This window comes from Dolomitihabitans soli (genome assembly GCF_022213955.1).
Lineage (GTDB): Bacteria > Actinomycetota > Actinomycetes > Streptosporangiales > Streptosporangiaceae > Streptosporangium_A > Streptosporangium_A soli.
This window is the reverse complement of record NZ_JAKNTW010000041.1, coordinates 39,837-64,562: the sequence shown is the minus strand read 5'-3', so window position 1 is coordinate 64,562 and position 24,726 is coordinate 39,837. Positions and strand designations below refer to the sequence as shown.

The following is a 24,726-nucleotide window of genomic DNA, read 5'->3' as shown; positions in this document are numbered from 1 at the left end:
GCGGTGGCGGCGGCCCTGGTTGCTTGGCAGGAGGCGGCCCTGTTGGGAACCGCTGATCGCCTCATCCGTAGGTGCGAGTGCGATGAGTGCACTGGAGATGCGCCCCGCCGGCGACTTCAACAGGCTCTCGTCTGCTTACCTCCGTGGGCCAGGCCGCATCTGTATGCCCTGGTCCTGCCCGTCGACCGGTATTACCTCCGTCGAACCTCACCGGCGCCGCCTACGTCCCCCGACGCCGATTGGGCATGGTGGCAACGACGCCACTGGGCGTGAGGGTGAACCGGGCCCGTACGGTGGCGGGCCCGTCATCGCCTGGTGCTCCCCACGCCCGTGGGGGTGAACCGCGGCTGCAAGGTACGGCCGTAGGAGAGATCCTCTGCTCCCCCCGCCCGGATGAAGGGTCAGAGCATGTTCTTGATCGGCTGGGGTGTTTCCGGCACGGGCTGGGCGAGGATCTCGGTCGCCTCCCGTGGTGTGAGCAGGCGGGCGTCGCGCAGGAGGCGGACGGACTCCTCCCACTGTTCCCGTGCTTCGCCGTGCCGTTCGAGGTCGTGCAGGGTGGTGCCGAGCCACCAGCGTGATATGGCTTCCTTCAGGCGGTATCCCGACTCGCGGAGCAGTCGCACGGCCGTCGTGTAGCTTTCCACCGCCTCGGTCAGTCGGCCGGCGTGGCGGTAGGCGTCGCCCAGCGAACCGTGTGGCGTGCCTTCATCGGTGCGCGGGCCCACCTTCGGCCACGACTCCACCAACTGGCGTGCTTCCGCGATCGCCTCATCGAAGCGCCCCTGACGGTAGTAGACGTGCACCCGGTTGTTGCGGACCACGACCGATCCCACAGGGCGTTCGGCGTCGTCGATGAGCATGTAAGCGGACTCCAGGTAGGCGAGCGCGTCGTCGAGACGGCCCATGAGCGCGTTGCTGACACCGAGGCTGTTGAGGGCTCCGGCTTTCCTTCGGGGCAGGCCCGCGCGGTCCCAGTCGGTGAGAGCTGTCTTCAGTTGCGCGATCGCGGCGTCGTGGCGGCCCTGGTCTCGGTAAGCCCAGCCGAGGAAGCTGCGGAGCTGGGCCTTGTCCTCCCATGCCGCGATGCGATCGGCCACCTCGATGGCGTGCGCGTAGACATCGGCCAGTTGGGTGTGCCAGCCCTGGTAGCAGAAGGGCCAGTGGAGTCCGATGACCAGGCCGATGGCGGTCGCCGGGTCGAGGCCGGCCAGCGCCTGCTGCGCGGCGGCGAGCAGGTTGTCCCGCTCGTCCTGGATCCATCGTTCCGCCTCGTCCGGGTCCTTGAAGGGGGTGTCGGGCAGTTCGACGGGGCAGCGTGGTAGGGCATCGCGGCCGAGCATGGGGCTGGCCAGCCAGACGGTGGTCAGGTAGTGGTGGAGCGCGCGCCGTACGGCGGCGGTGCGTTCCTCCTCCGGCAGGTCCTGGTGTGCCCGTTCGCGGGCATAGAGGCCGACCAGGTCGTGGAACTGGTAGCGGTCGGGTCCGGCGGCCTCGAGGAGGCGGGCGTCCTCGAGGCGTTCCAGGGCGGCTTCGGCGCGATGGTGGGGCCAGCTGGTCAGGGCGGCGGTGGCGGCGGGGGTGTGGGTGGGCAGGTCGAGCAGGCCGAGCAGGGGCAGCAGGTGGGCGGCGTCGCGGCCGGTGGGTTCATCTTGCAGATGATGATGGCTGACCGCGATGCTGGCGCGGACGGCCAGGTCGGCGTACTCCAGCACGTCCAGGCGGCGAGTGGTGTCGGCCAGCCGTACTTCCAGGTCGGACAGGGTCCAGTCGGGGCGGGCGGCCAGGCGGGCGCCGACGATCCGCAGGGCGAGGGGGAAGCCGCCGCACAGGTGGACGATCCGCTCGACCGCCTGCGGTTCGGCGTGTACCCGGTCGGGTCCGGCCAGGCGGGACAGTAGCGTGGCGGCGTCGGCGGCGTTCAGGGCGCCCAGGTGGAGGCGGCGGGCGTTGTCCAGGGTGGCCAGCGGGTCCCGGCAGGTGATCAGGACCCGGCAGCCGGGGCCGGCGGGGATGAGCGGGCGGATCTGGCGGACATCGCGGGCGTTGTCCAGGATGACCAGCAGGTTGCAGGTCGCGGTCAGGGAGCGGTAGCGGCCGGCGGCCTCGTCGGGGTCGGCGGGGGCGGCGGCGCCGTCCAGGCCGAGGGAGCGCAGCAGATGGCGCAGGGCTTGGGCCGGGGTCAGCGGGTCGAGTCCGGGGGTGGATCCGTGCAGGTTGAGGTAGATGACGCCGTCGGTGAACCGGGCGGCCATGGCGTGGGCGACGTGGACGGTCAGGGCGGATTTGCCGATGCCGGCGGGTCCGTCGATCACGGTGATGGGCGGTCCCTGGCTTGGGCTGCCGGCAGCGCCGAGTGCGGTACGCAGGCGGTCGATCTCGATGGCGCGGGCGGTGAAGGCCTGAGTGTCGGCGGGCAGTTCGGCCGGAATGTACGGCTCGCTGACCGTGACCTGCTGGGCCGGGGCGGTCAGGTCGAGGACGGGGTCCTTGACCAGGACGGCCTGGTGCAGGCGGCGTAGTTCGGCGCCGGGTTCGATGCCGAGTTCGGAGACCATGATCCGGCGGGTGTTCTGGTAGACGGCGAGCGCTTCGGATGGGCGGCCGGCACGGTGCAGGGCGAGCATGAGCTGGGCGGCGGGGCGTTCGCGTAGTGGGTGGGCCCGCACGTGTACGGCCAGGTCGGCGGCTACCGCGTGGTGGTCGCCGGCGGCGAGGCGGAGGTCGGCGTGGTCTTCCAGGACGGTGCGGTGTTCTTCGTCCAGGTGGGTGGCTTCGATGCGGGCCCAGGGATCGGTCAGTCCGGCCAGTGGTTCGCCTCGCCACAACTTCAGGGCGGTGCGGAACAGGGCGTCCGCGGCGCCGCGGCCCCCTTGCGCCTGGGCGGTGCGGGCGCGTTTGGCCAGGCGGAGGAACAGATGGGCGTCGATGTGGTCGGGTTCGAGCGCGAGCCGGTAGCCGCCGGGCATGGTCTGGATGATCTCTTCGGTGGTGTGGGCTCCGAGGGTTTCGCGGAGTTTGGAGACCACGATGTGGAGTTGTTTGGCCGGGGGCGCCGCGGATCTGTCTCCCCAAATGTCGGTGAGGATCCGCTCGGCGTGTACGGCCTGCCCGGTGTCCAGGGCGAGTCTGGCCAGCACACCGATTCGTCGATGCCCGGCGAGCCGGACCGGTTCGTCACCGGCCAGGACCTGCCACGGGCCGAGGAATCTGATTTCCAGCGCCATGAGGAGTGTACTTCCCTCCTTGAGGGGGTCGGCATTATAACGAGATGGCCGGGCCTACTCGCGGCGATGACGGATGGAACACCATCTTCCTGCGGACTTACGGCGTCTTGGTTCACATGTGCGTGTCCAGACGTGCAGGCTTACCTGTGACTTGCAGGTTTCCCGGGCGATGATGAACCTAGGCAGGCCCGCTGGCATTTCCCTCACAAAGCACTCACCTCGGCCGGACGTGCGGATCACCCCTGCTCACCCAGACCGGGATGTCCACCCCGGATTCGGCGCGGACGGGGAACAGCACAGGATCCTCACCCAGGCGCGTGCCGGCCCTCCGGCGGCCGAACTCCTTCAAGCCGCCCGGGACCTGGACGCCGCTGATCGTCGGGGTGCCCGAAGGGACCACGGACCCGAGCAGGACGGCCGCGCCCGGCACTGCGACATGCGCCCTGCCCCGTCCCGCTGATCCATCGAGCCACAGACCAGCAGCGACGCCCTGCGTGAACGGGCTCGACGGGTGGGAGACGCCTTCTCCCACTCGCTGGAGTTGGCGCGCCGACGAACTGTGCGCCTGGCCACCCTGACCCGCACTGCCGCCTCGTATGGGCGGTGTCAATTCTCGGAGCGGGGCCGTATGGAACCCGTCAGGAATGACAAAACCGGGCAAATCTGGGTTTTTGCTACTCCTGTAGCAATCATCCGGATTTGAGGAGTGGGGATGGCTGACGTCATCTTCGTAGCCCTGACGATCGCGTTGTTCGTGATCCTCGGGCTCGTTGTCAAGGCGGTGGAGCGCCTGTGAGCGCGATCAACGCCACTGGTCTGTTCGTGGTCGCCGGCCTCGTGATCTTCATGGTCGCGGCCCTGCTGTTCCCGGAGCGATTCTGATGGGCTGGATCTTCGTCGCCTCCCTCGTCGCCGCGCTGGTCCTGGTGCACAAGCCGCTCGGCGACTACATGCACAGGGTCTACACGACCACCAAGCACAACGTGGTCGAGCGCTTCCTCTACCGCCTGCTCGGCGTCCAGCCGGACGCCGAGCAGAGGTGGGGGGTCTACGCGCGAGGGGTGCTGGCCTTCTCGGTCATCTCCCTGCTTGTCCTGTTCGGCCTGCAGCGCCTGCAGGACAAGCTCTTCCTCAGCCTGGGCTTCGACCCGGTCCCCGACCACATCGCGTGGAACACGGCCGTCAGCTTCGTGACGAACACGAACTGGCAGGCGTACTCGGGTGAGTCCACCATGGGGCACCTGGTCCAGATGTCCGGCCTCGCCGTACAGAACTTCGTGTCGGCGGCGGTCGGCATGGCCGTGGCGATCACGCTGGTGCGCGGCTTCGCCCGCAAGGGCTCCGACACTCTCGGCAACTTCTGGGTGGACCTGGTCAGGGGCACGATCCGGATCCTGTTGCCGATCGCGTTCGTCGGCGCGCTGGTCCTGGTGGCCGGTGGTCTGGTGCAGAACTTCGTCGGCCCGCACGAGATCACCGCCCTCACCGGCGGCACGCAGAACCTGACCGGCGGCCCGGTGGCCAGCCAGGAGGTCATCAAAGAACTGGGCACCAACGGCGGTGGTTTCTACAACACCAACGCCGCCCATCCGTTCGAGAACGCCACGTCGTGGACGAACTGGTTCGAGATCGTTCTGATCCTGCTGATCCCGTTCGCGCTGCCGCGCACCTTCGGCAAGATGGTCGGCCAGGTCAGGCAGGGGTACGCGATCCTCGCCGTCATGGGGATCATCGCGCTGGCCAGCGTCACGCTGACCAACGTCTTCGAACTCGGCGGCAACGCGACCGTCCCGCAGGCGGTCGGCGCGGCCATGGAGGGCAAGGACGTCAGGTTCGGCGTCGCCAACTCCGCGACCTTCGCCGCGGCGACGACACTGACGAGCACGGGGGCCGTGAACTCGTTCCACGACTCCTACACCCCGTTCGGCGGCATGATGACGCTGTTCAACATGATGCTCGGCGAGGTCGCTCCCGGCGGTGTCGGCGCGGGTCTGTACGGCATGCTCGTGCTGGCCGTGATCACCGTGTTCGTGGCGGGCCTGATGGTCGGCCGCACACCTGAGTACCTCGGCAAGAAGATCGGCTCCCGCGAGATCAAGCTGGCCTCGATGTACTTCCTGGTCACCCCGATCCTCGTGCTGGTCGGCACGTCCGTGGCGATGGGCAACGAGGCGGGTCTCGCGGCCATGCTCAACACGGGCCCGCACGGCTTCTCGGAGATTCTCTACGCCTTCACCAGCGCGTCGAACAACAACGGCTCCGCCTTCGGTGGCGTCACCGTCAACACCCCGTGGTACGACGTCGCGCTCGGCCTGTGCATGCTCCTCGGCCGGTTCCTGCCGATCATCTTCGTGCTCGCACTGGCCGGCTCGCTGGCCCGGCAGAAGCCCGTACCCGAAAGCGCCGGCACGCTGCCGACGCACCGGCCGCAGTTCGTCGGCATGGTCGTCGGCGTGACGATCATCCTCGTCGCCCTGACCTTCCTCCCGGCGCTCGCGCTGGGGCCGCTCGCAGAAGGACTCCTGTAATGACGACCCAACTGGTCGAGGCCCCGGAGCAGACACCGGGGCAGAAGAAGAACGGCAGGGTCGGAGGCGGTCTGCTCGATCCCAAGCAGATGCTCAGGTCGCTGCCCGACGCGCTCAAGAAGCTGAACCCCGGCACGCTCTGGCGTAACCCGGTCATGTTGATCGTGGAGATCGGTGCGGCCTTCACCACCGTCCTGGCGGTGCTGGACCCTTCGTTCTTCGCCTGGGCCATCGTCGTGTGGCTCTGGCTGACCGTGGTCTTCGCCAACCTGGCCGAGGCCGTCGCGGAGGGGCGCGGCAAGGCTCAGGCGGCGACGCTGCGCAAGGCCAAGACCGACACCATGGCGCGCAGGCAGACCGGTGAGCTGATCCCCGCGCCCGAGCTACGGCAGAACGACATCGTCGTCGTCGAGGCCGGGGAGATCATCCCTGGTGACGGTGACGTGATCGAAGGCATCGCGAGCGTGGACGAGTCGGCCATCACCGGCGAGTCCGCTCCAGTGATCCGCGAGTCCGGCGGTGACCGTTCCGCGGTGACCGGCGGCACCAAGGTGCTCTCTGACAAGATCACCGTCCAGATCACCCAGAAACCCGGCGAGAGCTTCATCGATCGGATGATCGCCCTCGTCGAGGGCGCGGACCGGCAGAAGACGCCGAACGAGATCGCACTCAACATCCTGCTGGCAGCGCTCACGATCATCTTCCTGGTCGCCACCGTGACCATGCAGCCGCTGGCCATCTGGGCCAAGAGTCAGAACCCCGGCATTCCCGACTCCCTCGCCCTGACCGGAGACGGCGTCTCCGGCATCGTGCTGATCTCGCTGCTGGTCTGCCTCATCCCGACGACCATCGGGGCCCTGCTGTCGGCCATCGGCATCGCGGGCATGGACCGGCTGGTCCAGCGCAACGTCCTGGCCATGTCGGGCCGCGCGGTCGAGGCCGCGGGCGACGTGAGCACGCTGCTGCTCGACAAGACCGGCACCATCACGCTGGGCAACCGGCAGGCGGGCGAGTTCGTGCCGGCGGCGGGCGTATCCGAGCAGGAACTCGCGGAGGCGGCGCAGTTGTCCAGCCTCGCCGACGAGACGCCCGAGGGCCGCTCGATCGTGGTCTTCGCCAAGGAGAGGTACGGCCTGCGCGAACGCGAGCCCGGGGCGCTCTCGCACGCCGAGTGGGTGCCGTTCACCGCGCAAACCCGCATGTCCGGGGTGAACCTGGACGGCCGCGAGGTCCGCAAGGGCGCGGCGACCGCGGTCATGAAGTGGGTGCGCGACAACGGCGGACACCCGACCGGCCAGGTCGGCGGGCTCGTGGACGCCATCTCCGCCTCGGGCGGCACCCCCCTGGTCGTGGCGGAGAAGGGCCGCGTCCTGGGCGTCATCCACCTCAAGGACGTCGTCAAGGCGGGCATGCGCGAGCGGTTCGACGAGATGCGCCGGATGGGCATCAGGACCGTGATGATCACCGGCGACAACCCGCTGACCGCCAAGGCGATCGCCGACGAGGCGGGCGTGGACGACTTCCTCGCCGAGGCCACGCCCGAGGACAAGCTCGCCCTGATCAGGAAGGAACAGGAGGGCGGTCGCCTGGTCGCCATGACGGGCGACGGCACCAACGACGCCCCCGCTCTCGCGCAGTCGGACGTCGGCGTCGCCATGAACACGGGGACCAGCGCCGCCAAGGAGGCGGGCAACATGGTCGACCTCGACTCCAACCCGACCAAGCTCATCGAGATCGTCGAGATCGGCAAGCAGCTCCTGATCACCCGCGGCGCGCTGACCACCTTCTCCATCGCCAACGACATCGCCAAGTACTTCGCGATCATCCCCGCGATGTTCGCGGCGGTCTACCCGGGCCTGGACGCGCTCAACATCATGCGCCTGGCCAGCCCGCAGTCGGCGATCCTGTCCGCCGTCATCTTCAACGCCCTGGTGATCATCGCGTTGATCCCGCTCGCCCTGCGCGGCGTGCGTTACCGGCCTTCGAGCGCGTCGAAGCTGCTCAGCCGCAACCTCTACGTCTACGGCCTGGGCGGCATCGTCGCCCCCTTCATCGGGATCAAGATCATTGATCTCCTCATCCAGTTCCTTCCGGGGATGTCTTAATGGAACGCATACCGAGCTGGCTCCGCCAGCACATCGCCGCCATCCGCGCGGTCGTCGTCCTGACTCTGATCACCGGCGCGATCTACCCGCTCATGGTGACCGGTGTCGCCCAGGCGCTTTTCAACGACAAGGCCAACGGCCAGATCGTCCAGAAGGACGGCAAGGACGTGGGCAGCGCGATCATCGGTCAGAAATTCACCGACGCTGACGGCAACCCGGTCAGGAAGTACTTCCAGAGCCGCCCGTCGGCGGCCGGTGACGGATACGACATGTTGTCCACCGCCGCGAGCAACCTCGGACCCGAGGACGTCGTGGACGTCCTGCCGGTGCCCGGCGCCAAGGACGACGAGGGAGACCCGGACGAGGGCAAGCAGTCGCTGCTCACCCAGGTCTGCACCCGCTCCAAGACGATCGGCGAGTTGGAGGGCGTCAGCGGCGCGCGGCCGTACTGCACCTCCGACGGGGTGGGCGCGGTGCTGAAGGTCTTCCCGGCCGTCGGCACTCCCACCAGGGCGGTCAGCGTGAACCAAGCCTGCCCCTCGCAGCCCTTCGTCGCCGATCACCAGGGCGTCAAGGTCGAGTGCGGCAAGCCCGGCGAGGACTACGCGGCCGGCCGTACCGTGCCGGTGCGCGGGAACATCGCCGACGTCAAGGTGCCCGCCGACGCGGTCACCGCCAGCGGCTCCGGCCTCGATCCGCACATCTCCCCGGCCTACGCCGAGCTGCAGGCGCAGCGGGTGGCCAAGGAACGCGGCATCGACGCCGGCAAGGTCGGGCAGCTCATCGGCGAGCACACCACCGGCAGAGCGCTCGGCTTCATGGGCGAGCCGGCCGTCAACGTGCTCGAGCTCAACCTGGCACTCGACAAGGAGTAACACATGCCACGCGGGCGGCTGAGGGTCTACCTGGGCGCCGCGCCCGGGGTGGGCAAGACCTTCGCGATGCTGGGTGAGGGCCGCCGGGCCAAGGAGCGTGGCAGGGACGTGGTCGTGGGGGGGGGGGGGCCCCCCCCCCCCCCCCCCCCCCCCCCCCGCCCGGGGCGGGGGGGGGGGGTCGGGCCCCCCCCCACGGCCGCCCCCACACCGAGGAACTCCTTGAGGGCATGGAGGTGATCCCCCGTCGGACGCTGATCCACCGGGGGGCGAGCTTCACCGAACTCGACGTGGACGCCGTCATCGATCGCGCTCCGAAGGTCGCGCTCATCGACGAGCTGGCGCACACCAACGTGCCGGGGTCCAGGAACGTCAAGCGCTGGCAGGACATCGAGGAGATCCTCGACGCCGGCATCAATGTCATCTCGACGGTCAACGTCCAGCACCTGGAGTCGCTCAACGACGTCGTCCAGCAGATCACCGGCGTCCCGCAGCGGGAGACCGTACCTGACGAGGTGGTGCGCCGTGCCAACCAGATCGAGCTGGTCGACATGTCGCCCGAGGCCCTGCGCAGGAGGATGGCTCACGGCAACATCTACGCCCCGGAGAAGGTCGATGCCGCCTTGTCCAAATACTTCAGAGTCGGCAACCTCACCGCCCTGAGAGAACTGGCCCTCCTCTGGGCCGCGGGCAAGGTCGACGAGCAGCTCGACCGCTACCGGGCCGAGCACGGCATCGCCACCACCTGGGAGGCGCGCGAGCGGGTCGTCGTGGCCCTGACCGGCGGTCCAGAAGGCGACACGCTGGTACGGCGCGCGGCCCGCGTCGCCGCTCGCACCAAGGGCGCCGACCTGCTCGCGGTCCACGTGACCAGGGCGGACGGTTTGTCAGGCGGCGATCCTGCCAACCTGTCGCGTCAGCGGACCCTGGTGGAGTCGCTCGGCGGCACCTACCACCAGGTGGTCGGCGACGACGTTCCGCGCGCGTTGCTCGACTTCGCCCGGGGCGTCAACGCCACCCAGCTGGTGCTCGGGGCTTCCCGGCGCGGCCGGTTCGCCCAGGTCTTCTCCCGCGGCGTCGGAGTCGAGACCACCGCGCTGTCCGGCTCGATCGACGTCCACATGATCACTCATGGCGAGGCGAAGAAGGGCAGACGCCGCCCGGAACGTAACCGGGCGGCGCTGACCAGAACGCGCCGGCTGGCCGGGTGGATCGTGGCGGTCGTGGGCATGCCCGCGTTCACGGCGGCGCTGATCCCGTTCAGAAACGATCTGTCGTTGCCAAGCGAAATCCTCTTCTTCCTGGTCATAACGGTCGGGGTGGCGCTGATCGGCGGCATGTGGCCGGCCATCACCGCAGCCGTGGGCGGGTCGCTGCTGCTCAACTTCTTCTTCACTCCGCCGCTGGGCGAGTTCACCATCTCCGATCCTGAGAACCTGTTCGCGCTGTTCGTGTTCGTGCTCGTGGCGGCGGCGGTGAGCACGATCGTGGATCTCTCGGCGCGCCGTACCAGAGAAGCGGCGCGTGCCACCGCGGACGCGGAGGTGCTCTCGACGCTTGCCGGGCACGTCCTGCGCGGCGAGGCCGCCGTGTCGACGCTGCTGACCCGTCTGCGTGAGACGTTCGCGCTGACCTCGGTGACGCTGCTGGAACGGTTGCCGGACACCGGCAGGGCGCCGGACGACCAGACCGACCCTGCCGCGTGGCGGGTCGTCGCGACGACCGGTGGCACGCCGTGCACGACGCCGTCGGCCGGTGACACCGACGTGGTGATCGACGAAGACCTGGTCCTCGCCGCGCGTGGCGGGCTCCTCAACGCCTCCGATCGGCGGGTGCTGGAGGCGTTCGCCGCCGAGATCGCCGTGGCGCTGCGCCAGCATCGGCTGGAGGAGCAGGCCGACAGGGCCAAACCCCTGGCGGAGGCGGACAAGATGCGCACCGCGTTGCTCGCCGCCGTCAGCCACGACCTGCGCACTCCCCTCGCCTCGGCCAAGGCGGCCGTGGAGAGCCTGCTCAACGACGAGATCGACTGGAGCCCCGAGGACCACCGCGAGCTGCTGGCCACCGCCGACGAGTCGCTGGACCGCCTGGACCGCCTGGTGGCGAACCTGCTCGACATGAGCCGCCTGCAGGCAGGTGTCCTGGGCCTGGCGCTGCAGGCCGTGGCGCTCGAGGAGGTCGTGCCCCGCTCGATCGACGACCTCGGGCCGCTCCGTGAGCGGGTCGAGGGCGACGTCTCCATCGAGCTGCCCGAGATCGCCGCCGACCCCGCGCTGCTCGAACGTGTCCTGGTCAACCTGATGGCCAACGCGATCCGCTACAGCCCACCGGACGCGAAGGCACTCATCACCGCGAGCTGGCACGGCGGCCATGTGGAGATCCGCGTGATCGACCGGGGCCCCGGCATCCCGCCCGATGCCCACGACCGGGTCTTCCTGCCCTTCCAACGGCTGGGTGACCGCGACAACCACACCGGTGTCGGCCTCGGCCTTGCCCTTTCCCGGGGGTTGGCGGAGGCCATGGGCGGCACCCTCGTACCCGATGAGACGCCAGGGGGAGGCCTCACCATGATCCTCGCATTGCCCATCTTCTCGAGAGAACGGTGATGGTGTGACGCGCGTCCTCATCGTCGATGACGAACCGCAGATCCTTCGAGCGCTACGGATCAACCTGATCGCCCGGCGCTACGAGGTGGAGACCGCCGCCGACGGCAGCGCCGCCCTGCGTCAGGCCGCCGACGGCTCACCGGATCTGGTCATTCTCGATCTCGGCCTGCCGGACCTCGACGGCGTGGACGTCATCCACGGCCTGCGCGGCTGGTCCAGCGTGCCGATCATCGTGCTGTCCGGCAGGGCGGGCAACCGGGACAAGGTGGAGGCGCTGGACGCCGGGGCCGACGACTACGTGACCAAGCCGTTCGGCATCGACGAACTGCTGGCCAGGGTTCGCGCTGTCACCAGACGGACGGTGCTCTATCAGGCCCAGCTGGCCAGCGTCCAGATCGGCGAACACATGGTCGACCTGACCGACAAGACCGTCTCGGGCAAGGTTCGTCTCACGCCCACGGAATGGCACATCCTGGAGATCCTGCTGCGCAACCCGGGCAAGCTGGTGAGCCAGCGGCAACTGCTGACCGAGGTGTGGGGGGAGAGGTACGTCAAGGAGACCCACTACCTGCGGCAGTACATGACCCAGCTGCGCCACAAGCTCGAACCCGACCCGGCCCACCCGGCCCACCTGATCACCGAGCCTGGCATGGGCTACCGGTTCACCCCCTAGCATCCCCCGTGAACGTGAGAGGAGCGCCGCACCCGCGGCGCTCCTCTCATCTCATGGGAGCATCTCGATCAGCAGGGTGAGCAGGGCGACGATCCCCCTTTCAGGAGCGTTCTCATGACTGCTGCGCTGACCAAGCCCAAGGAGCTTGTCGATCGCGGCGACCAGCACAGGCTCACGGTCATCGGCGGCCTGGCCGCGCTGCCGCACGGACGCGTACGCGTCAAGAACGCGTAGCTATTGGCTGGGTTGCCATCCAAATGGCGTATGAAATCGTTTCTGCCGCAACGACAGGCGCGAACATGGGGCCATGCGGAGAACGGACGAGGAGCCCCAATGGCCACGGGTGCTACTGACGGACACGGCGCGACCGTGGGTCTCTCCGCTCGCCAAGGCGCTGGTGGGCAGCGGGTACACGGTGGACACCACCGGAGGAGAGCCAGGCGATCGTCACACGGCGGTCGCCGTACTCAGTGCCGGCGAGGCAGCCCCGACGGGAACGCAGGTCGCCGAGTTGCGCGCCACCACAGGCGCATCGGTGATCGTGTTGATCGAGGACGCGAGCTTTCTGGATCGGCTGGAGGCCTACGAGGCGGGGGCCGATGACTGCCTGAGCGAGCCCGTCAGGGCCGACCGGTTGGTGGACGCCATCGGCCCCCTGTCTCGCCGGCGGGGCCGACCGGACACTGAGGCAGCCGACGACGACACCGGGGTCGGCTGTTTGCCGATCGAGCGACGGATCCTCGCCGCCCTGATGGATCAGGCCGGCCGGTCGGTCACCGTACAGCAGTTGATCCTTGAGGTGTGGGGCCCCGGGCGGTCCGACGAGGAGTCGGTGGCGCGGCTCTACCTCGGATCCCTTCGGCGCAAGCTGGCAGCCGAGCGTCCAGGCCGTTGGCGCCTGCTCGCCGGCGATATCGGCTATCGCCTCCTCCAGGCCTTGCCGTCCGATCAGAAGTGAACGCCGGTGTCCCACCGCTCCCTGTACGAGTGGAGCCTGGCGGCCCAGCGGGGGAGTCATCGCAGGAGAGCTCGGGAGATCTCCTCAACGAGGGAGACGACCTGTTGCGGCTGCTCGTCGGTGGCGAGGTGTCCTGTTGCGGGGATGACCCGCAGCCGGGTGGCGAGGTGGCGCAGGGCTGCTGGGCGTAGTCGCTGGGGCGGCACGAACGCGTCGTGTTCGCCGGTGGCCACCAGACACGGGACGGACTGCCGTTGCAGGAGCGTCTGTGCCGGCAGGGCGGGTGGCGCAAGGCTGGAGCGGCAGTTTCGCGCGACGAGGGTGTACCAGTCGACGAGAACGGCGGGCGGGATGTGCCCGGGGGCGAGAAACTGCTGCAGTAGGGCGGCGCTGTGCGCCTGAGTGGGGCGCATCATCCACGGCAGGGTCGCGGCGAGCATCGCGGTGCCGACTCTCAGGCGGGTCAGACCGCCGGTGGAGAGCAGCACGCGCGCCGCGATGCGCGGCGAGTCGCAGGCCAGGGCGATCGCACCGCCCAGGGAATGGCCGACCACGATCGCTTCTTCGGTCTCTGTCTCCTCGAGCACCTCTCCCAGCCACCGCCCGTACCAGGTGAGCCGGTCCCGGCGGGGGCGATCAGCGGCGCTCAGCCCTGGTTGGCCGGGGAGATCGGCGATGAGCGTCGGCCATCGTGCGGCCAGTGCCGTGGCCAAAGGCAGGTAGGTCGCGGCGTTGGCGTTGGTGCCGGGCACCAGCACGACCGCGGGTGAACCCGATCCCGCGGTCAGCAGATGGGTCTGCCCCGCGCTGGTGGAGATCCAGTGCCGCTGGTGCGCTATCGGCCACCGGTCCAATTGGCCGGTGCACCAGTCGGTGATGGCTTGCTGTCCTGCGGTGCTTCGGTAGACGCATTGGCTGTCACGAGGCATGGGGGACTCTCCTCTGCTGAGACAAGAGAAAGGCGGCGACGCACGCGGAAGGTCAGGGCTGGACATGAGAGCCCCGCGCCCCGCCGAACGGGGTCTGTCAGTGCCGACCAGGCGATGGGTGAGGCGGGTTTCCGTCCTCGCCGGTCACGATGGCCAGGGCGTATGCCATCAGCTCACCAAGGTCGAGGCGCCCGTCCTGCTCCGCCCAGCGGATGATCGCGGCGGCCGCGGCGGCCAGGCACGCACCGGCGCTGACCCATAGCCGAAACTCCTGATCGGGGTCGGGGGGGTCGCTGCGCAGCGCCTCGACGATGGCCCTTTGGGTCGCGTACTGGTTGTCCAGCTGCCGTGCTCGCAGCGCGGGCGTGGCCAGGGTGAGGCGCAGCCGGGCCAGCAGCAGTTCTCGATCGTCGGCCGACAGCCCGGCGACACCCTGAAGCAGACTCGCCGCCATTCGCCGCATCAGCGGCTCGTCGGGCGGCTGCGACTTGATCCGATCCGCGATCAGCGGATCGTAGTCGTCGGACAGGACGAGATCTTCTTTGGTAGGGAAATGGCGAAACACCGTCATCGACGAGACCTCGGCTGCGGCCGCCACGTCACTGACGGTCGTGGCGTCATAGCCGCGCTCGAGGAAGAGCCGCATCGCGTGTTCCTGGATGGATCGACGTGTGCGCATCTTCCGGCGCTCGCGCAGGTTTGCCCGATCAATCACATGTTAGAAACTATCATTTGTTAGTGTCTAACATGAATCTCGAGCCACAGCCGCTCGGCGCCGGTTCCGGCCCGGTCGTGGGCGGAAGGAGACGGGATGCCCCCGGACAGAGGGATCGGCCTGGTCGAAGCGCGCCGTACGCGCGATCCTGATCAATCCGCGCTACACCGGCCATCAGGTGTGGAACAAGGCGCTACGGCACCCGTCAACGAGTACGGATGGATTTCTGACGCGCGCGCTGCCGGCCCGCCCGCTAGCATATGAACAAATAAACAAACTGTTCATATGGATAAAAATATGTCTCCGGTCTTCTCAGAAACAGAGCGGGCGCGGATCGCTGAGCAGTTGCTCGACACCGCGACCCGCCTGTTCTCGACCCAGGGTCTGCGCAAGACGTCCATCGAGGAGCTGACCGCTCCCGCGGGGATCGCCAAGGCCTCGCTGTACTCCTTCTATGACTCGAAGGAGGACCTCTACTTCGAGACCGCCCTACGGCAGAGCGAGGAGATCAGACGGCGGGTCATCGACGAGGGCCTGCGCAAGGGCACCGACACCCGCGACGCTCTGCGGCGTTTCCTTCGAGCCACGGTCACCGAGCTCGACACCAACCCGCTGTACCGGCGACTGATGACCCACCCCGAGGAAATGGCCGCAGTGGCCGCCCGGCTCACTCCTGAGCGGATGGCCGCAGCGGCCGGCGGGCCCATGAGTGACCTGCTGGAGTTCATCAGTACGCGGTTGGAGGGCGACCCACAAGTGCTGCTCGGCGTGCTCCGCGCGGTGCTGCTCACCCCCCTGCACGCCGAGCACCTGGGGCCCGACAGCTACCCGGCGGTCATGGACCGCCTGATCGACGCTGTAACGGAGGGGATCACCTCATGCTGAATCTGACGATCGGCGACGGCCCTCCCCTGGTCGTGTTGCTCTACACCCCCGAGGCCGCCAACCCGAAGGGACTCGCCCTCTGGTCCACCATGCGGCTGATCAAGCCGTTCACCGAGCACTTCACCGTTCACCTGCTCAACCGCCCGCCGGGCCTGCCGCCGACCACGACCATGGCCGAACTGGCTGCCCTCTATGCCGGGGCGATCAAGGGGCCGGCCAACGTACTCGGCATATCCACCGGCGGGTCGATCGCCCTCCAACTCGCTGCCGACCATCCCGACCTGGTGGATCGGCTGGTTCTCGGCGGCACGGCGGCCACCCTCGGCCCAGTCGGCAAGCGGGCCCAGCGGGCGTACATCGACAGGGTGCGCCAGGGCAGGCGCCCCAGCCCGGCGCTGGCCGAGGTCGTCACCGAGTCACCGGTCGGGCGGTGGCTGCTCGCCGGGCTCCTGTGGTTGTCGGACGGCGCCAAGGACCACACGGACGCGGCGACCGTACTCAACGCCGAGGACGGCTTCGACCTACGCGGGCGACTGGCCGACATCAAGGCGGCAACGCTGCTCATCCACGGCGAGAAGGACGTCGTCTACCCGCTGGACCTGGCCAGGCAGACGGCGGCCGGCGTCCCCGACGCACAGCTGATCGTCTACCCGGGCCGCAGCCACAGCGGCACCTTTACCGACAAGCGGTTCGCCCCCGACGCGCTCGCCTTCCTGAGGGATCACTGATCAGATGATCGCCGGCTCGGCGGCGCTGGTGCTGTGACCAGGCGTCTTACTCGTGGTAGACGTTCGCCGAGCAGGGGCCGCAGATCCCCGCACACTCCCGGCGGCGATTAGGCCACCAGGCGCTGCCGTGGGAGACGGCGGGCGAACGGTGATCCAATCAGCGCGAGACTACGGGGGTTAGGCGCGACAGGGGGACAGCGACTCGGGAGAGACTCCCAGCAAGTCGTTCGCCACTATCTGCAACGGCTTCCGTGCGGATCGCGTTCCACGTGCGCTCGATGCAGTGGCTCGATGGCCGGTTCGGCGGTGACGTCGACGCGCAGGGGCGGCGCAGGTGGGCTCCCACGTCCACCCGACCGAACTAAGGCATCCACGACTATCCGGGAACAGATTCCATACGCCGATATCACGCGGTCGTGACGTGTTTCAGGCGTAGCGTGAGCCTATGGAGAAGATCGATTTCACCGGCGCGCCCGCCACCATGCTGGCCACTCTGTACGGCAAGGCCGTCGACGCCCAGTCCCCCGACTCGGTCCTGCACGACACGATGGCCCTGGACGCGATCAACAAGATCGACTTCGACTTCACCAAGGTGGGCATCAAGCGCGGCGATGCGGCCACCGTGGCGATCCGCAGCCTGCACTTCGACATGTGGACGCGGGAGTTCCTCCGAGATCATCCCGAGGCCATCGTGCTCCACCTGGGTTGCGGCATGGACACCCGCGTCTACCGGGTCGACCCGGGGCCGTCGGTGCGCTGGTTCGACGTGGACTACCCCGATGTCATCGAGCTGCGCCGCAAGCTCTTCCCCGAGCGCGACGGCTACGAGCTGATCGCCTCCTCGGTGACCCCGCCCGGCTGGCTGGAGCAGGTGTCCGGCGACCTGCCGGTGCTTGTCGTGACCGAGGGGCTGACTATGTACCTGCGCCAGGGGGAGGGCCGGGAGCTGCTGCGGCGCATCGTCGAGCACTTCCCCTCCGGTCAGCTCGTCTTCGACGCCTTCAGCACGCGCGGCATCAAGATGCAGAAAGTCAACAAGCCGGTCCAGGTCGCCAAGGCGACCCTGTACTGGGGTATCGACGGCGCGGACGAGCTGGTCTCGATCCATCCCCGTCTGCGCTGCACCGACGCCGTCAGCGCCTTCGATCTCCAGGGCTACGAGCGCCTTCGCGCTCCTTACCGGGCCCTGGTCTGGGCAGCCCGGAAGCTTCCCGTGATGCGGCGCATGGCCGTCATGTACAGACTGGAGTTCTGAATCACGACCATCCTCGCGCTCAACGGGTCCGTCCGGTCAATGGCTCTGGCACGAATTCGATGGTGACGGAGCGTGTGGGCCGGCAGGGTGATCTCGGTGTGTTTCGAAGATCCTCAGGCCAATTCCGTCAGCTTGGGAATTGCATCGATCATGGCTTGTCGAGGCGCTGAGCCGGGCGTACGGCTGGACGTGAGTGACCGCGCGTCACCCTGTTCAATTGCACGTTAATTGCACGACGGTCCCGCCACGAGCTCAGGCTTCGCGCGCATCCTCGTCCGCCTGACCCTCGCGTCTGCCGTCAACCCGCCCGAAGCGGGAGCGGGCGAGAGAGCGAGGCCACCAGGGCGGTTCGCCCCTCGCCCGGCTGTCAAGGTGGATCGATCATCGGCATACCCCACACATACCGCCGCTCTCTAGGGTTGACCGGCAATGCCCATGCCGGCCCGGCTGCCAAGGCCCCTGATCTTTCGACGTTTGTCGTTTCTGATCCCGAAACGATCGGAAGGCTACACATGCCAAACCTTAGGTACATGCGCGAATTCGCAGGGCTGGAGACCATCGACTTCCTGTCCACGGAGGCGCTCGCCGTCAAGTTGCTGCATGCCGGGTTCGAGGCGGAGAAGGAGGGCCGCCCCAAACCCGACTCGCTGCCTACCGATGAGCGGTTCGCCGCGGCGAAAGCCGACCCAAGCGCATTCGCGTGGCGGTTGCGGTTGGAGAGCGGCGGGGACGAAGAATGCTTCCGGAATTACCTTGAGCGCTTTATCGGCGAGATCGACACCACGGTCATCACCGCACTGATCATCGGTGACTGCTGGAATCCCGGGCCGGCCAACGACAGGCCCGACGAGGTGCGCGACCTGTTGATAGAGCGTTCCGCGGAGTTTCCCGCGCTGAGCGCGCTGTTCTTCGGCGAGGTCATCGTGACGGAGACCAGGAAGATCTCCTGGGTCGCACAGACCGACGTCTCACCACTGTTGGCGACCTTTCCCAGGTTGACCGAATTCGCCGTCCGGGGGGCCGACCACATGGCGTTCCCAGCGATTGGGGCCTTCCGGCTCGCGTGGAACGTACCGCGTCACGAAGGATTGCGCCGCCTGACGCTTCAGTCCCACCGGCTGGATCCAGTCGTGGTGCGCAGCGTTCTGGCCTCCGAGCTCCCTGCGCTGGAGCACCTGGAGCTCTTCCTCGGCTCGGCGGACAACGACGGCGCCAGACCCGCCGATCTGGCACCGCTGCTGCCGGGCTCGGCCTTCCCCGCTCTGAAGTACCTCGGTCTGCGCAACGGCCAGGACACCGACGAGCTGGTCACCGCTTTGGCCGACGCCCCCATCACTCGCCGACTGGCCGCCCTCGACCTGTCCTTGGGCACCCTCACCGACAAGGGCGCCCGTGTCCTTCTGGACACCCCGATCTTCCGCAACCTGGACCGGCTCGACCTGCACCACCATTACATGTCGGAGGAGATGACCGAACGGATCCGCACCCGGTTCACCGATGCCGGAGTCGAAGTCAACACCGACGACCGCCGGGGACTCGAAGAGTGGGAGGACTGTTGTGATCCTGAGGAGTCGGGTTTCGAGGACGACTGGGAGCCCGACCCGTACTTCCCGGCGATCATCGACTGAGCACCGCGCCGTCTGGAGTGAGCAAGCGTCTCCGGCGATCGGGGATGCCAGACCGGCGTCACCAAACCGCACCAAGATCTCCGCGCCCTGGCCGAACGGGCTCTGACAGCCATCACCACCGCCGACGGCCGCACTGTCGACGATCTCGACGCGGGGTGAGAAGTGGCGATCATCCTCGTGTCGCGGGAAGAACTCAGTGCGGAGGGCTGCAGCGACCGACCGGGACGCGTATGCTGCCCGCGCGTCAAGGTCAGTTGACATGCGAGGGCAGGAGAGCCTGATGTTGTACGGGCGGGAGCCAGAGCAGCGCGAGCTCGGCCGGCTCCTGGCGGAGATCGCGTCCGGCCGAGGTGGTGCCGTCGTGGTCCTGGGTGAGCCGGGCGGCGGCAAGTCGGCGTTGCTGCGGTGGGCGGGCTCACATCAGGAGTTTCAGGTGTTGAGCTGCACGGGTGTGGAGAGTGAGGCGGAGCTGCCGTTCGCGGCGCTGCAGTCCCTGCTGTCCGGTGCGATGCGGCACCTGCCCGGCATCCCCGGCCCTCAGGCGGAGGCGTTGCGGGCGGCGCTGGGCCTGGCGGCACCGGGCGGCGACAACCGCTTCCTGGTGGGTCTGGCCACGGTGTCGCTGCTGGCGGAGCTGGCCGCGGACGGGCCCGTGTTGTGCCTGGTGGACGACGCCCAGTGGCTGGACCGGCCGTCGGCCGAGGCGCTGGCGTTCGCCGCCCGCCGGCTGGCGGCCGAGGGGGTGTTCCTGCTGTTCGCGGCCCGGGAGGGGGTCGCCCTGCCGGGCGTGCCCGAACTGGAGCTGGGGCGGCTGGATCCGGTGGCCGCACGGGCGGTGCTGGCCGAACATGCTCCGGACCTGCCCTCGCACGTACGCGACCGGGTGCTGGCCGAGGCCGACGGCAACCCCCTGGCCCTGCTCGAACTGCCCCGGACCGATGCCGGCGACCCGGGGCCGCTGCCGCTGCCGCACCGTCTGCAGGACGCCTATCAGCGGCGCATCGCCAAGCTGCCCGCGCCGGTCCGTACGGCACTGCTGGTCGCAGCGGCGGAGGAGAGCGGCGCGCTGGCGGCCACGCTGCGCGCCATGACCGGTCTCGGGCTGCAAGCAGACGCGCTGGCGGCGGCCGAGGGCGAGGGACTGATCACCGTAGAGGAACAGAGGGTCGTCTTCCGGCACCCGCTGATCCGTACGGCCGCCTACCGGGGCGCGCCGTTCACCGACCGGCTGGCCGCGCACGCCGCGCTCGCGGAGGCGCTGGCCGGCGACCCTGACCGCGCGGCCTGGCACCGGGCGGCGGCCGCCACCGGACCCGACGAGGAGGTGGCGGCGGACCTGGAGGCGGCGGCCCTGCGTGCCAGCCGGCGATCGGGGCACGCGACAGCCGTCGCGGCGCTGGAACGGGCCGCCCGGCTCACCTCCGAGGAGGCGGGACGAGCGCGACGGCTGGCGCTGGCCGCTGAGATCGCCGTGGACGCGGGACTGCCCGATCGCGCCCGGCACCTGGCCGGGCAGGCACTGCGGCTCACCGAGGACGCCCGCGCGCTGGCGCGCATCGCGACCGTGCGGGCCCGGGTGGAATTCGAGCACGGCTCGTTGCGCACGGTTCACGAGGTGCTGGTCGCGGCGGCGCGCCAGGTCGCGCCGCTCGACGCGGACTGCGCCGCGTCGATGCTGGCGGACGCGACGCGGGCGTCCTGGTCGGCCGGTGACCCCGCACGGGTGGCGCAGGCCCACCGGATGCTCAAGGAACTGCCGCCGGATCCGGTCAGGGACAAGCTCGTCGACTCCATCGGCGGGGCGCTGAAACTGTACTCCCACGACGCGGCCGAGGGCGTGGCGTTGCTGCGCGAGCACATCGCACAGGGCAGAAGCGGGCCGCCGGGGCTGCGGCTCAACGTGGCGCTGCAGGCACTGCTGACCGGCGACTACGACGACACCCGCGACATCATGGCGGACCTGGCGGAGGAGAGCCGCGCGAGCGGAGCCATCGGCTGGCTGCCGGCCGTGTTGTGCACCTTGGCGACCGCCGAGACCAACCTCGGGCGTCATCGCGACGCGCTGCAGTCCGCCACCGAGGCCCTGCGCATCGCCGAGGACATCGGCCAGCCCAGCCGCGCGGCCCACGCCGAGGCGCTGCTGGCGTACGTCGCCGCCGTCCGCGGCGACGAACGCGGCGCGCGGCTGGCCGAGCGGAACCTTCAGCGTCTCCCGGCGCACGCCAACGCGCTTGTCGCCGCGTGGTGCGAGTGGGCGCTGGCGTTGCTCGACCTCGGCCGCGGCCGCTACGAGGCGGCGCTGGACCGGCTGGAAACGGCCACCCGCGGCCCGATCCAGCACGTGGGACCCGGCGTGCACTTCGCGGCCGACCAGGTGGAGGCCGCCGTGCGGCTCGGCCGCCCGGAACGCGCCGCCGAACCGCTGGCCCGGCTGGAGCAGTGGGCGGCCGCCGCACGTCTGCCCTGGGAGGACGGGCTCGTGCTGCGCTGCCGCGCGCTGGTGACCGCGGACGGCGCGCTGTACGCGCGGGCGCTGGAGCTGCAGGGCGAGGCCCGGCCGTTCGAACGTGCCCGTACCGAACTGCTGTACGGGGAGTGGCTGCGCCGCGAGCGGCACAAGGCCGAGGCCCGCGGCCACCTGCGCGAAGCGCTGGAGCGGTTCGAGCGGCTCGGCGCGGCTCCGTGGGCCGAGCACGCCCGCGCCGAGCTGCGCGCGGCCGGCGAGAGTCCCGCCCCCGCGGCGGCGGCGGACGCGGTGGCCCAGCTCACCCCTCAGGAACTGCAGGTGGTACGGCTCGCGGCGACCGGCGCGACGAACAAGGAGATCGCCGCGCGGCTGTTCCTCAGCCCCAAGACGGTCGGCCACCATCTCTACCGCGCCTTCCCCAAGCTGGGCGTCTCCACCCGGACGGAGCTGGCACGCCTGCACCTCGACTGACTGTGCCTGCGGGCAATAGGGGCAGCGAATGGGGCACATGCCCGATACCTCCGGATGATCGCAGCTTCTACCGTCTTGACCAGCGAAAAGGAACAAGACGAGGAGCGTGGCGACCATGGAACTGGCCATCGATGTGGAGGGACTGATCAAGTCCTTCGGCCAGGCCCGGGCCCTGGACGGGCTGGACCTGAGCGTGCGGGCCGGGGAAGTCCACGGCTTCCTGGGTCCGAACGGGGCCGGCAAGTCGACCACCATCAGAACCCTCCTGGGCCTGCTGCGGGCCAACGGCGGCCGGGCGACGCTGCTGGGCGGCGACCCGTGGAAGGACGCCACCGAGCTGCACAAGCGACTGGCGTACGTTCCGGGCGATGTGAACCTGTGGCCGGGCCTGACCGGCGGCGAGGTGATCGACCTGCTCGGCCGGCTGCGCGGCGGCCTGGATCGGGCGCGGCGGGCGGAACTGCTGGAGCGGTTCGAGCTGGACCCGCGTAAGAAGGCCAAGTCCTACTCCAAGGGCAACCGGCAGAAGGTCGCGCTGGTGGCGGCGTTCGCCTCCGACGCCGAACTGCTCATCCTGGACGAGCCCACCTCCGGCCTTGACCCGCTGATGGAGGCGGTCTTCCAGCAGTGCGTGACCGAGGAGAAGGAGCGCGGCCGTACCGTGCTGCTGTCCAGCCACATCCTGTCGGAGGTCGAGGCGCTGTGCGACCGCGTCACGATCATCCGGCGGGGCCGGACGGTGGAGTCGGGACCGCTGACGCGCCTGCGCGGCCTGGCCCGCAGCCAGGTCACCGCCGAGCTGGCCTCCCCGCCCGACGGGCTCGCCCGGATGCCCGATCTGCACGGGGTGCGGGTCGAGGGGAACCGGATCGCCTTCGAGGTGGACCGCACCCGGCTGGACGCGGCGCTGGCCGAGCTGATCCGGGTGGGCGTGCGCGACCTGACCTGCACTCCGCCCTCCCTGGAAGACCTGTTCCTGCGCCACTACGAGAGCGAGAAGGCGGAGCGATGAACGGCACCTGGACCTTGACCAAGCTCGCCCTGAGCCGCGAGCGCTTCATCGTCCCGCTCTGGCTGCTGCTGCTCATCGCGCTCGCGGCAGGGCAGGTCAAGCGGTACGCCACCGGCATCGGCGACATAGCCGCGTTCGCCCGCGAGATGGCCGCGAACCAGGCGCTGACCGCGTTCGCCGGCGAGATCCCCTCCGCCACGCTGGCCGGCATGGCGGTCTGGAAGAACGCCGACGCCATCTACACCATCCTCGGACTGATCATGATCCTCACCGTCGTCCGGCACAGCCGGAGCGAGGAGGAGTCGGGCCGCGCCGAACTGGTCAGCGCCGGGGTGGTCGGCCGCCTGGCGCCGCTGACCGCCGCGCTCGCCGTCACCTGCGGCTCCGCCGTCCTGGCCGGACTGATCACCGCCGCAGCCATGGCCGCCACCGGCGCCGACGCGGCGGGGTCGCTGGCCTTCGGCGCCGCGATCACCGCCGTCGGCCTGGTCTTCGCCGGCATGGGCGCGGTGGCCGCCCAGCTCACCCAGACCGCCCGCACCGCGATCGGCGTGGCCGCCGGTGGCCTGGGCCTCAGCTACGTGCTGCGCTTCGTCGCCGACGGCAGCGGCATCGGCGCACTCAAGTGGTTCTCGCCGCAAGGCTGGTCGCACCTGGCGCGGCCGTACGGGGACAACAACGTGGCCGTGCTGCTGCTCAGCCTCGCCTTCACCGCCGCGGCCCTCGCGCTGGCCTACCGGCTGCGCGCCCGGCGTGACCTGGGCCACGGCCTGATCCCCGAGCGTCCCGGTCCGGCCGGTTCGCAGCGGCTGCGCAGCCCGCTGGCCCTGGCCTGGCGGCTGCAGAAGGGCCTGCTCGGTGGCTGGATCGCCGGGTACGCGATCGCCGGGCTGGTCCTGGGTGCCCTGGCCACCTCCATTGAGGAGGTCGCCCGGCAGGGCGCCGCGGTGGAGGAGTTCTTCCGCCGCTACACCGCCTCGCCCGAGGCCGGCATGACCGACGCCTACCTGTGGCTCATCGTGCTCAGCCTCGGCTACGTCTCGGCCCTCTACCCGCTGCTGGCCCTGCTGCGGCTGCGCAACGAGGAGATCTCCGGCCGCGCCGAACTGCTCCTGTCCACCCCTGTCTCCCGCGTGCGGTGGGTCGCCGGCCATCTGCTCTTCGCACTGGCCGGCAGCGCCCTGATCCTCACCGCCGCCGGGCTGACCATGGGCGTGGTGGCGGGGGCACCCGGCAAGGTGCTCGCGGGCGCCCTGGTGCAAGTACCCGCCACCTGGGTCCTGGCCGGGGTCGGCATCCTGGCCTTCGGCCTGCTGCCCCGCGCCGCGGCCGCGATCTCCTGGGCGGCCTTCCTGTTCGTCAACCTCTTCGGCGAGGTGCTCGGGCCGATACTCGGCATCGACTACTGGATCGCCAAGTACGCCGTGCCCTACCCCAACCTGCCCATGGTCATCTCTGGCGAGCCCTTCACGGTCACAGCCATCCTGATCATGACAGGCATCGCCGCCGTCCTCACCGCGGCCGGCCTTGTCGCTGTCAGGCGCAGGGCGCTCACCTGAGCCTCAACCATCGCCGCGGAGATCTCGCCCTGGGTCACCGGGCGGGATCTCTCCGTGCCCGGGTGGGCTTTCCCCTCGCGTGGTGCTGCTACTTCTCACCGACACTCC

18 protein-coding genes and 1 pseudogene are annotated in these 24,726 nt (G+C 69.4%); 16 read left to right on the top strand and 3 right to left on the bottom strand.

Features of this window, described 5'->3' with window-relative positions:
- Window positions 1–401: 401 nt before the first annotated feature.
- The gene (locus MBA17_RS44735; RefSeq protein WP_238504628.1) at window positions 402–3,227 is read right to left on the bottom strand and encodes an AfsR/SARP family transcriptional regulator; all 2,826 of its coding nucleotides are present in this window, start codon (window positions 3,225–3,227) and stop codon (window positions 402–404) included.
- Window positions 3,228–4,019: 792 nt separating this feature from the next.
- Here MBA17_RS44735 and MBA17_RS44730 point away from each other — a divergent pair.
- The 8 genes from MBA17_RS44730 (at window position 4,020) to MBA17_RS44700 (ending at window position 12,969) form a co-directional block, all read left to right on the top strand.
- Window positions 4,020–4,109 carry a potassium-transporting ATPase subunit F gene (locus MBA17_RS44730; RefSeq protein WP_238504626.1) on the top strand — a complete coding sequence of 30 codons (90 nt, stop codon included), beginning with the start codon at window positions 4,020–4,022 and terminating at the stop codon, window positions 4,107–4,109.
- Window positions 4,109–5,755, top strand: coding sequence for a potassium-transporting ATPase subunit KdpA (gene kdpA / locus MBA17_RS44725; RefSeq protein ID WP_238504624.1), 1,647 nt, complete (start codon window positions 4,109–4,111; stop codon window positions 5,753–5,755). Before MBA17_RS44730 ends, kdpA begins: the two co-directional genes overlap by 1 nt.
- Window positions 5,755–7,860, top strand: a complete 2,106-nt coding sequence (gene kdpB, locus MBA17_RS44720; RefSeq protein WP_274386914.1) for a potassium-transporting ATPase subunit KdpB — start codon at window positions 5,755–5,757, stop codon at window positions 7,858–7,860. The genes kdpA and kdpB overlap by 1 nt, the downstream gene beginning before the upstream one ends.
- Entirely contained in the window at window positions 7,860–8,735 is an 876-nt protein-coding gene (locus MBA17_RS44715) for a potassium-transporting ATPase subunit C (protein WP_238504623.1), read from the top strand. The genes kdpB and MBA17_RS44715 overlap by 1 nt, the downstream gene beginning before the upstream one ends.
- A 3-nt stretch (window positions 8,736–8,738) precedes the next feature.
- Complete coding sequence (locus tag MBA17_RS50835) at window positions 8,739–8,972, top strand: hypothetical protein (RefSeq protein ID WP_455432972.1); 234 nt, start codon at window positions 8,739–8,741, stop codon at window positions 8,970–8,972.
- Entirely contained in the window at window positions 8,969–11,338 is a 2,370-nt protein-coding gene (locus tag MBA17_RS44710) for a DUF4118 domain-containing protein (RefSeq protein WP_455432971.1), read from the top strand. The genes MBA17_RS50835 and MBA17_RS44710 overlap by 4 nt, the downstream gene beginning before the upstream one ends.
- Before the next feature lie 4 nt (window positions 11,339–11,342).
- Window positions 11,343–12,011: a response regulator gene (locus MBA17_RS44705; RefSeq protein WP_238504622.1), complete on the top strand. Its 669-nt coding sequence runs from the start codon at window positions 11,343–11,345 to the stop codon at window positions 12,009–12,011.
- A 307-nt stretch (window positions 12,012–12,318) separates the two neighbouring features.
- Entirely contained in the window at window positions 12,319–12,969 is a 651-nt protein-coding gene (locus tag MBA17_RS44700; RefSeq protein WP_238504618.1) for a response regulator transcription factor, read from the top strand.
- A 56-nt stretch (window positions 12,970–13,025) separates the two neighbouring features.
- Here MBA17_RS44700 and MBA17_RS44695 read toward each other — a convergent pair whose 3' ends face one another.
- Both MBA17_RS44695 and MBA17_RS44690 read right to left on the bottom strand, forming a co-directional pair.
- Window positions 13,026–13,898 carry an alpha/beta fold hydrolase gene (locus MBA17_RS44695; protein ID WP_238504615.1) on the bottom strand — a complete coding sequence of 291 codons (873 nt, stop codon included), beginning with the start codon at window positions 13,896–13,898 and terminating at the stop codon, window positions 13,026–13,028.
- Window positions 13,899–13,995: 97 nt separating this feature from the next.
- A complete protein-coding gene (locus tag MBA17_RS44690; RefSeq protein ID WP_238504614.1) occupies window positions 13,996–14,613 on the bottom strand; it encodes a TetR/AcrR family transcriptional regulator in 618 nt (205 codons plus the stop codon).
- 97 nt (window positions 14,614–14,710) lie between these two features.
- On the opposite strand from MBA17_RS44690, the pseudogene MBA17_RS50830 reads away from it, so the two are divergent.
- The 8 genes and pseudogenes from MBA17_RS50830 to MBA17_RS44655 form a co-directional block, all read left to right on the top strand.
- Window positions 14,711–15,025 (top strand): annotated as a pseudogene (locus tag MBA17_RS50830) (recombinase family protein); the annotation flags it as partial.
- Window positions 14,911–15,498, top strand: coding sequence for a TetR/AcrR family transcriptional regulator (locus MBA17_RS44685; protein WP_238504613.1), 588 nt, complete (start codon window positions 14,911–14,913; stop codon window positions 15,496–15,498). The pseudogene MBA17_RS50830 and the gene MBA17_RS44685, both read left to right, overlap by 115 nt.
- Window positions 15,492–16,226, top strand: a complete 735-nt coding sequence (locus MBA17_RS44680) for an alpha/beta fold hydrolase (RefSeq protein WP_238504612.1) — start codon at window positions 15,492–15,494, stop codon at window positions 16,224–16,226. The genes MBA17_RS44685 and MBA17_RS44680 overlap by 7 nt, the downstream gene beginning before the upstream one ends.
- Window positions 16,227–16,671: 445 nt before the next feature.
- On the top strand, window positions 16,672–17,481 hold the full coding sequence (locus MBA17_RS44675) for a class I SAM-dependent methyltransferase (RefSeq protein WP_238504607.1): 810 nt from the start codon (window positions 16,672–16,674) through the stop codon (window positions 17,479–17,481).
- Window positions 17,482–17,900: 419 nt separating this feature from the next.
- Entirely contained in the window at window positions 17,901–19,109 is a 1,209-nt protein-coding gene (locus MBA17_RS44670; protein WP_238504605.1) for an STM4015 family protein, read from the top strand.
- Between the two features lie 259 nt (window positions 19,110–19,368).
- The gene (locus MBA17_RS44665) at window positions 19,369–22,047 is read left to right on the top strand and encodes a helix-turn-helix transcriptional regulator (protein WP_238504603.1); all 2,679 of its coding nucleotides are present in this window, start codon (window positions 19,369–19,371) and stop codon (window positions 22,045–22,047) included.
- A gap of 115 nt (window positions 22,048–22,162) precedes the next feature.
- A complete protein-coding gene (locus MBA17_RS44660; protein WP_238504602.1) occupies window positions 22,163–23,059 on the top strand; it encodes an ABC transporter ATP-binding protein in 897 nt (298 codons plus the stop codon).
- Window positions 23,056–24,618, top strand: coding sequence for an ABC transporter permease (locus MBA17_RS44655; RefSeq protein WP_238504600.1), 1,563 nt, complete (start codon window positions 23,056–23,058; stop codon window positions 24,616–24,618). Before MBA17_RS44660 ends, MBA17_RS44655 begins: the two co-directional genes overlap by 4 nt.
- The last annotated feature ends 108 nt before the right edge of the window (window positions 24,619–24,726 follow it).

What these genes read in the sequence shown, in the direction of transcription:
- kdpA (WP_238504624.1), top strand. Translation starts at nt 4,109, where the DNA reads ATGGGCTGGATCTTCGTCGCCTCCCTCGTCGCCGCGCTGGTCCTGGTG.
- MBA17_RS44675 (WP_238504607.1), top strand. Translation starts at nt 16,672, where the DNA reads ATGGAGAAGATCGATTTCACCGGCGCGCCCGCCACCATGCTGGCCACT.
- MBA17_RS44680 (WP_238504612.1), top strand. Translation starts at nt 15,492, where the DNA reads ATGCTGAATCTGACGATCGGCGACGGCCCTCCCCTGGTCGTGTTGCTC.
- MBA17_RS44665 (WP_238504603.1), top strand. Translation starts at nt 19,369, where the DNA reads ATGCGAGGGCAGGAGAGCCTGATGTTGTACGGGCGGGAGCCAGAGCAG.
- MBA17_RS50835 (WP_455432972.1), top strand. Translation starts at nt 8,739, where the DNA reads ATGCCACGCGGGCGGCTGAGGGTCTACCTGGGCGCCGCGCCCGGGGTG.
- MBA17_RS44715 (WP_238504623.1), top strand. Translation starts at nt 7,860, where the DNA reads ATGGAACGCATACCGAGCTGGCTCCGCCAGCACATCGCCGCCATCCGC.
- MBA17_RS44660 (WP_238504602.1), top strand. Translation starts at nt 22,163, where the DNA reads ATGGAACTGGCCATCGATGTGGAGGGACTGATCAAGTCCTTCGGCCAG.
- MBA17_RS44695 (WP_238504615.1), bottom strand. Translation starts at nt 13,898, where the DNA reads ATGCCTCGTGACAGCCAATGCGTCTACCGAAGCACCGCAGGACAGCAA.
- kdpB (WP_274386914.1), top strand. Translation starts at nt 5,755, where the DNA reads ATGACGACCCAACTGGTCGAGGCCCCGGAGCAGACACCGGGGCAGAAG.
- MBA17_RS44655 (WP_238504600.1), top strand. Translation starts at nt 23,056, where the DNA reads ATGAACGGCACCTGGACCTTGACCAAGCTCGCCCTGAGCCGCGAGCGC.
- MBA17_RS44685 (WP_238504613.1), top strand. Translation starts at nt 14,911, where the DNA reads ATGTCTCCGGTCTTCTCAGAAACAGAGCGGGCGCGGATCGCTGAGCAG.
- MBA17_RS44700 (WP_238504618.1), top strand. Translation starts at nt 12,319, where the DNA reads ATGCGGAGAACGGACGAGGAGCCCCAATGGCCACGGGTGCTACTGACG.
- MBA17_RS44735 (WP_238504628.1), bottom strand. Translation starts at nt 3,227, where the DNA reads ATGGCGCTGGAAATCAGATTCCTCGGCCCGTGGCAGGTCCTGGCCGGT.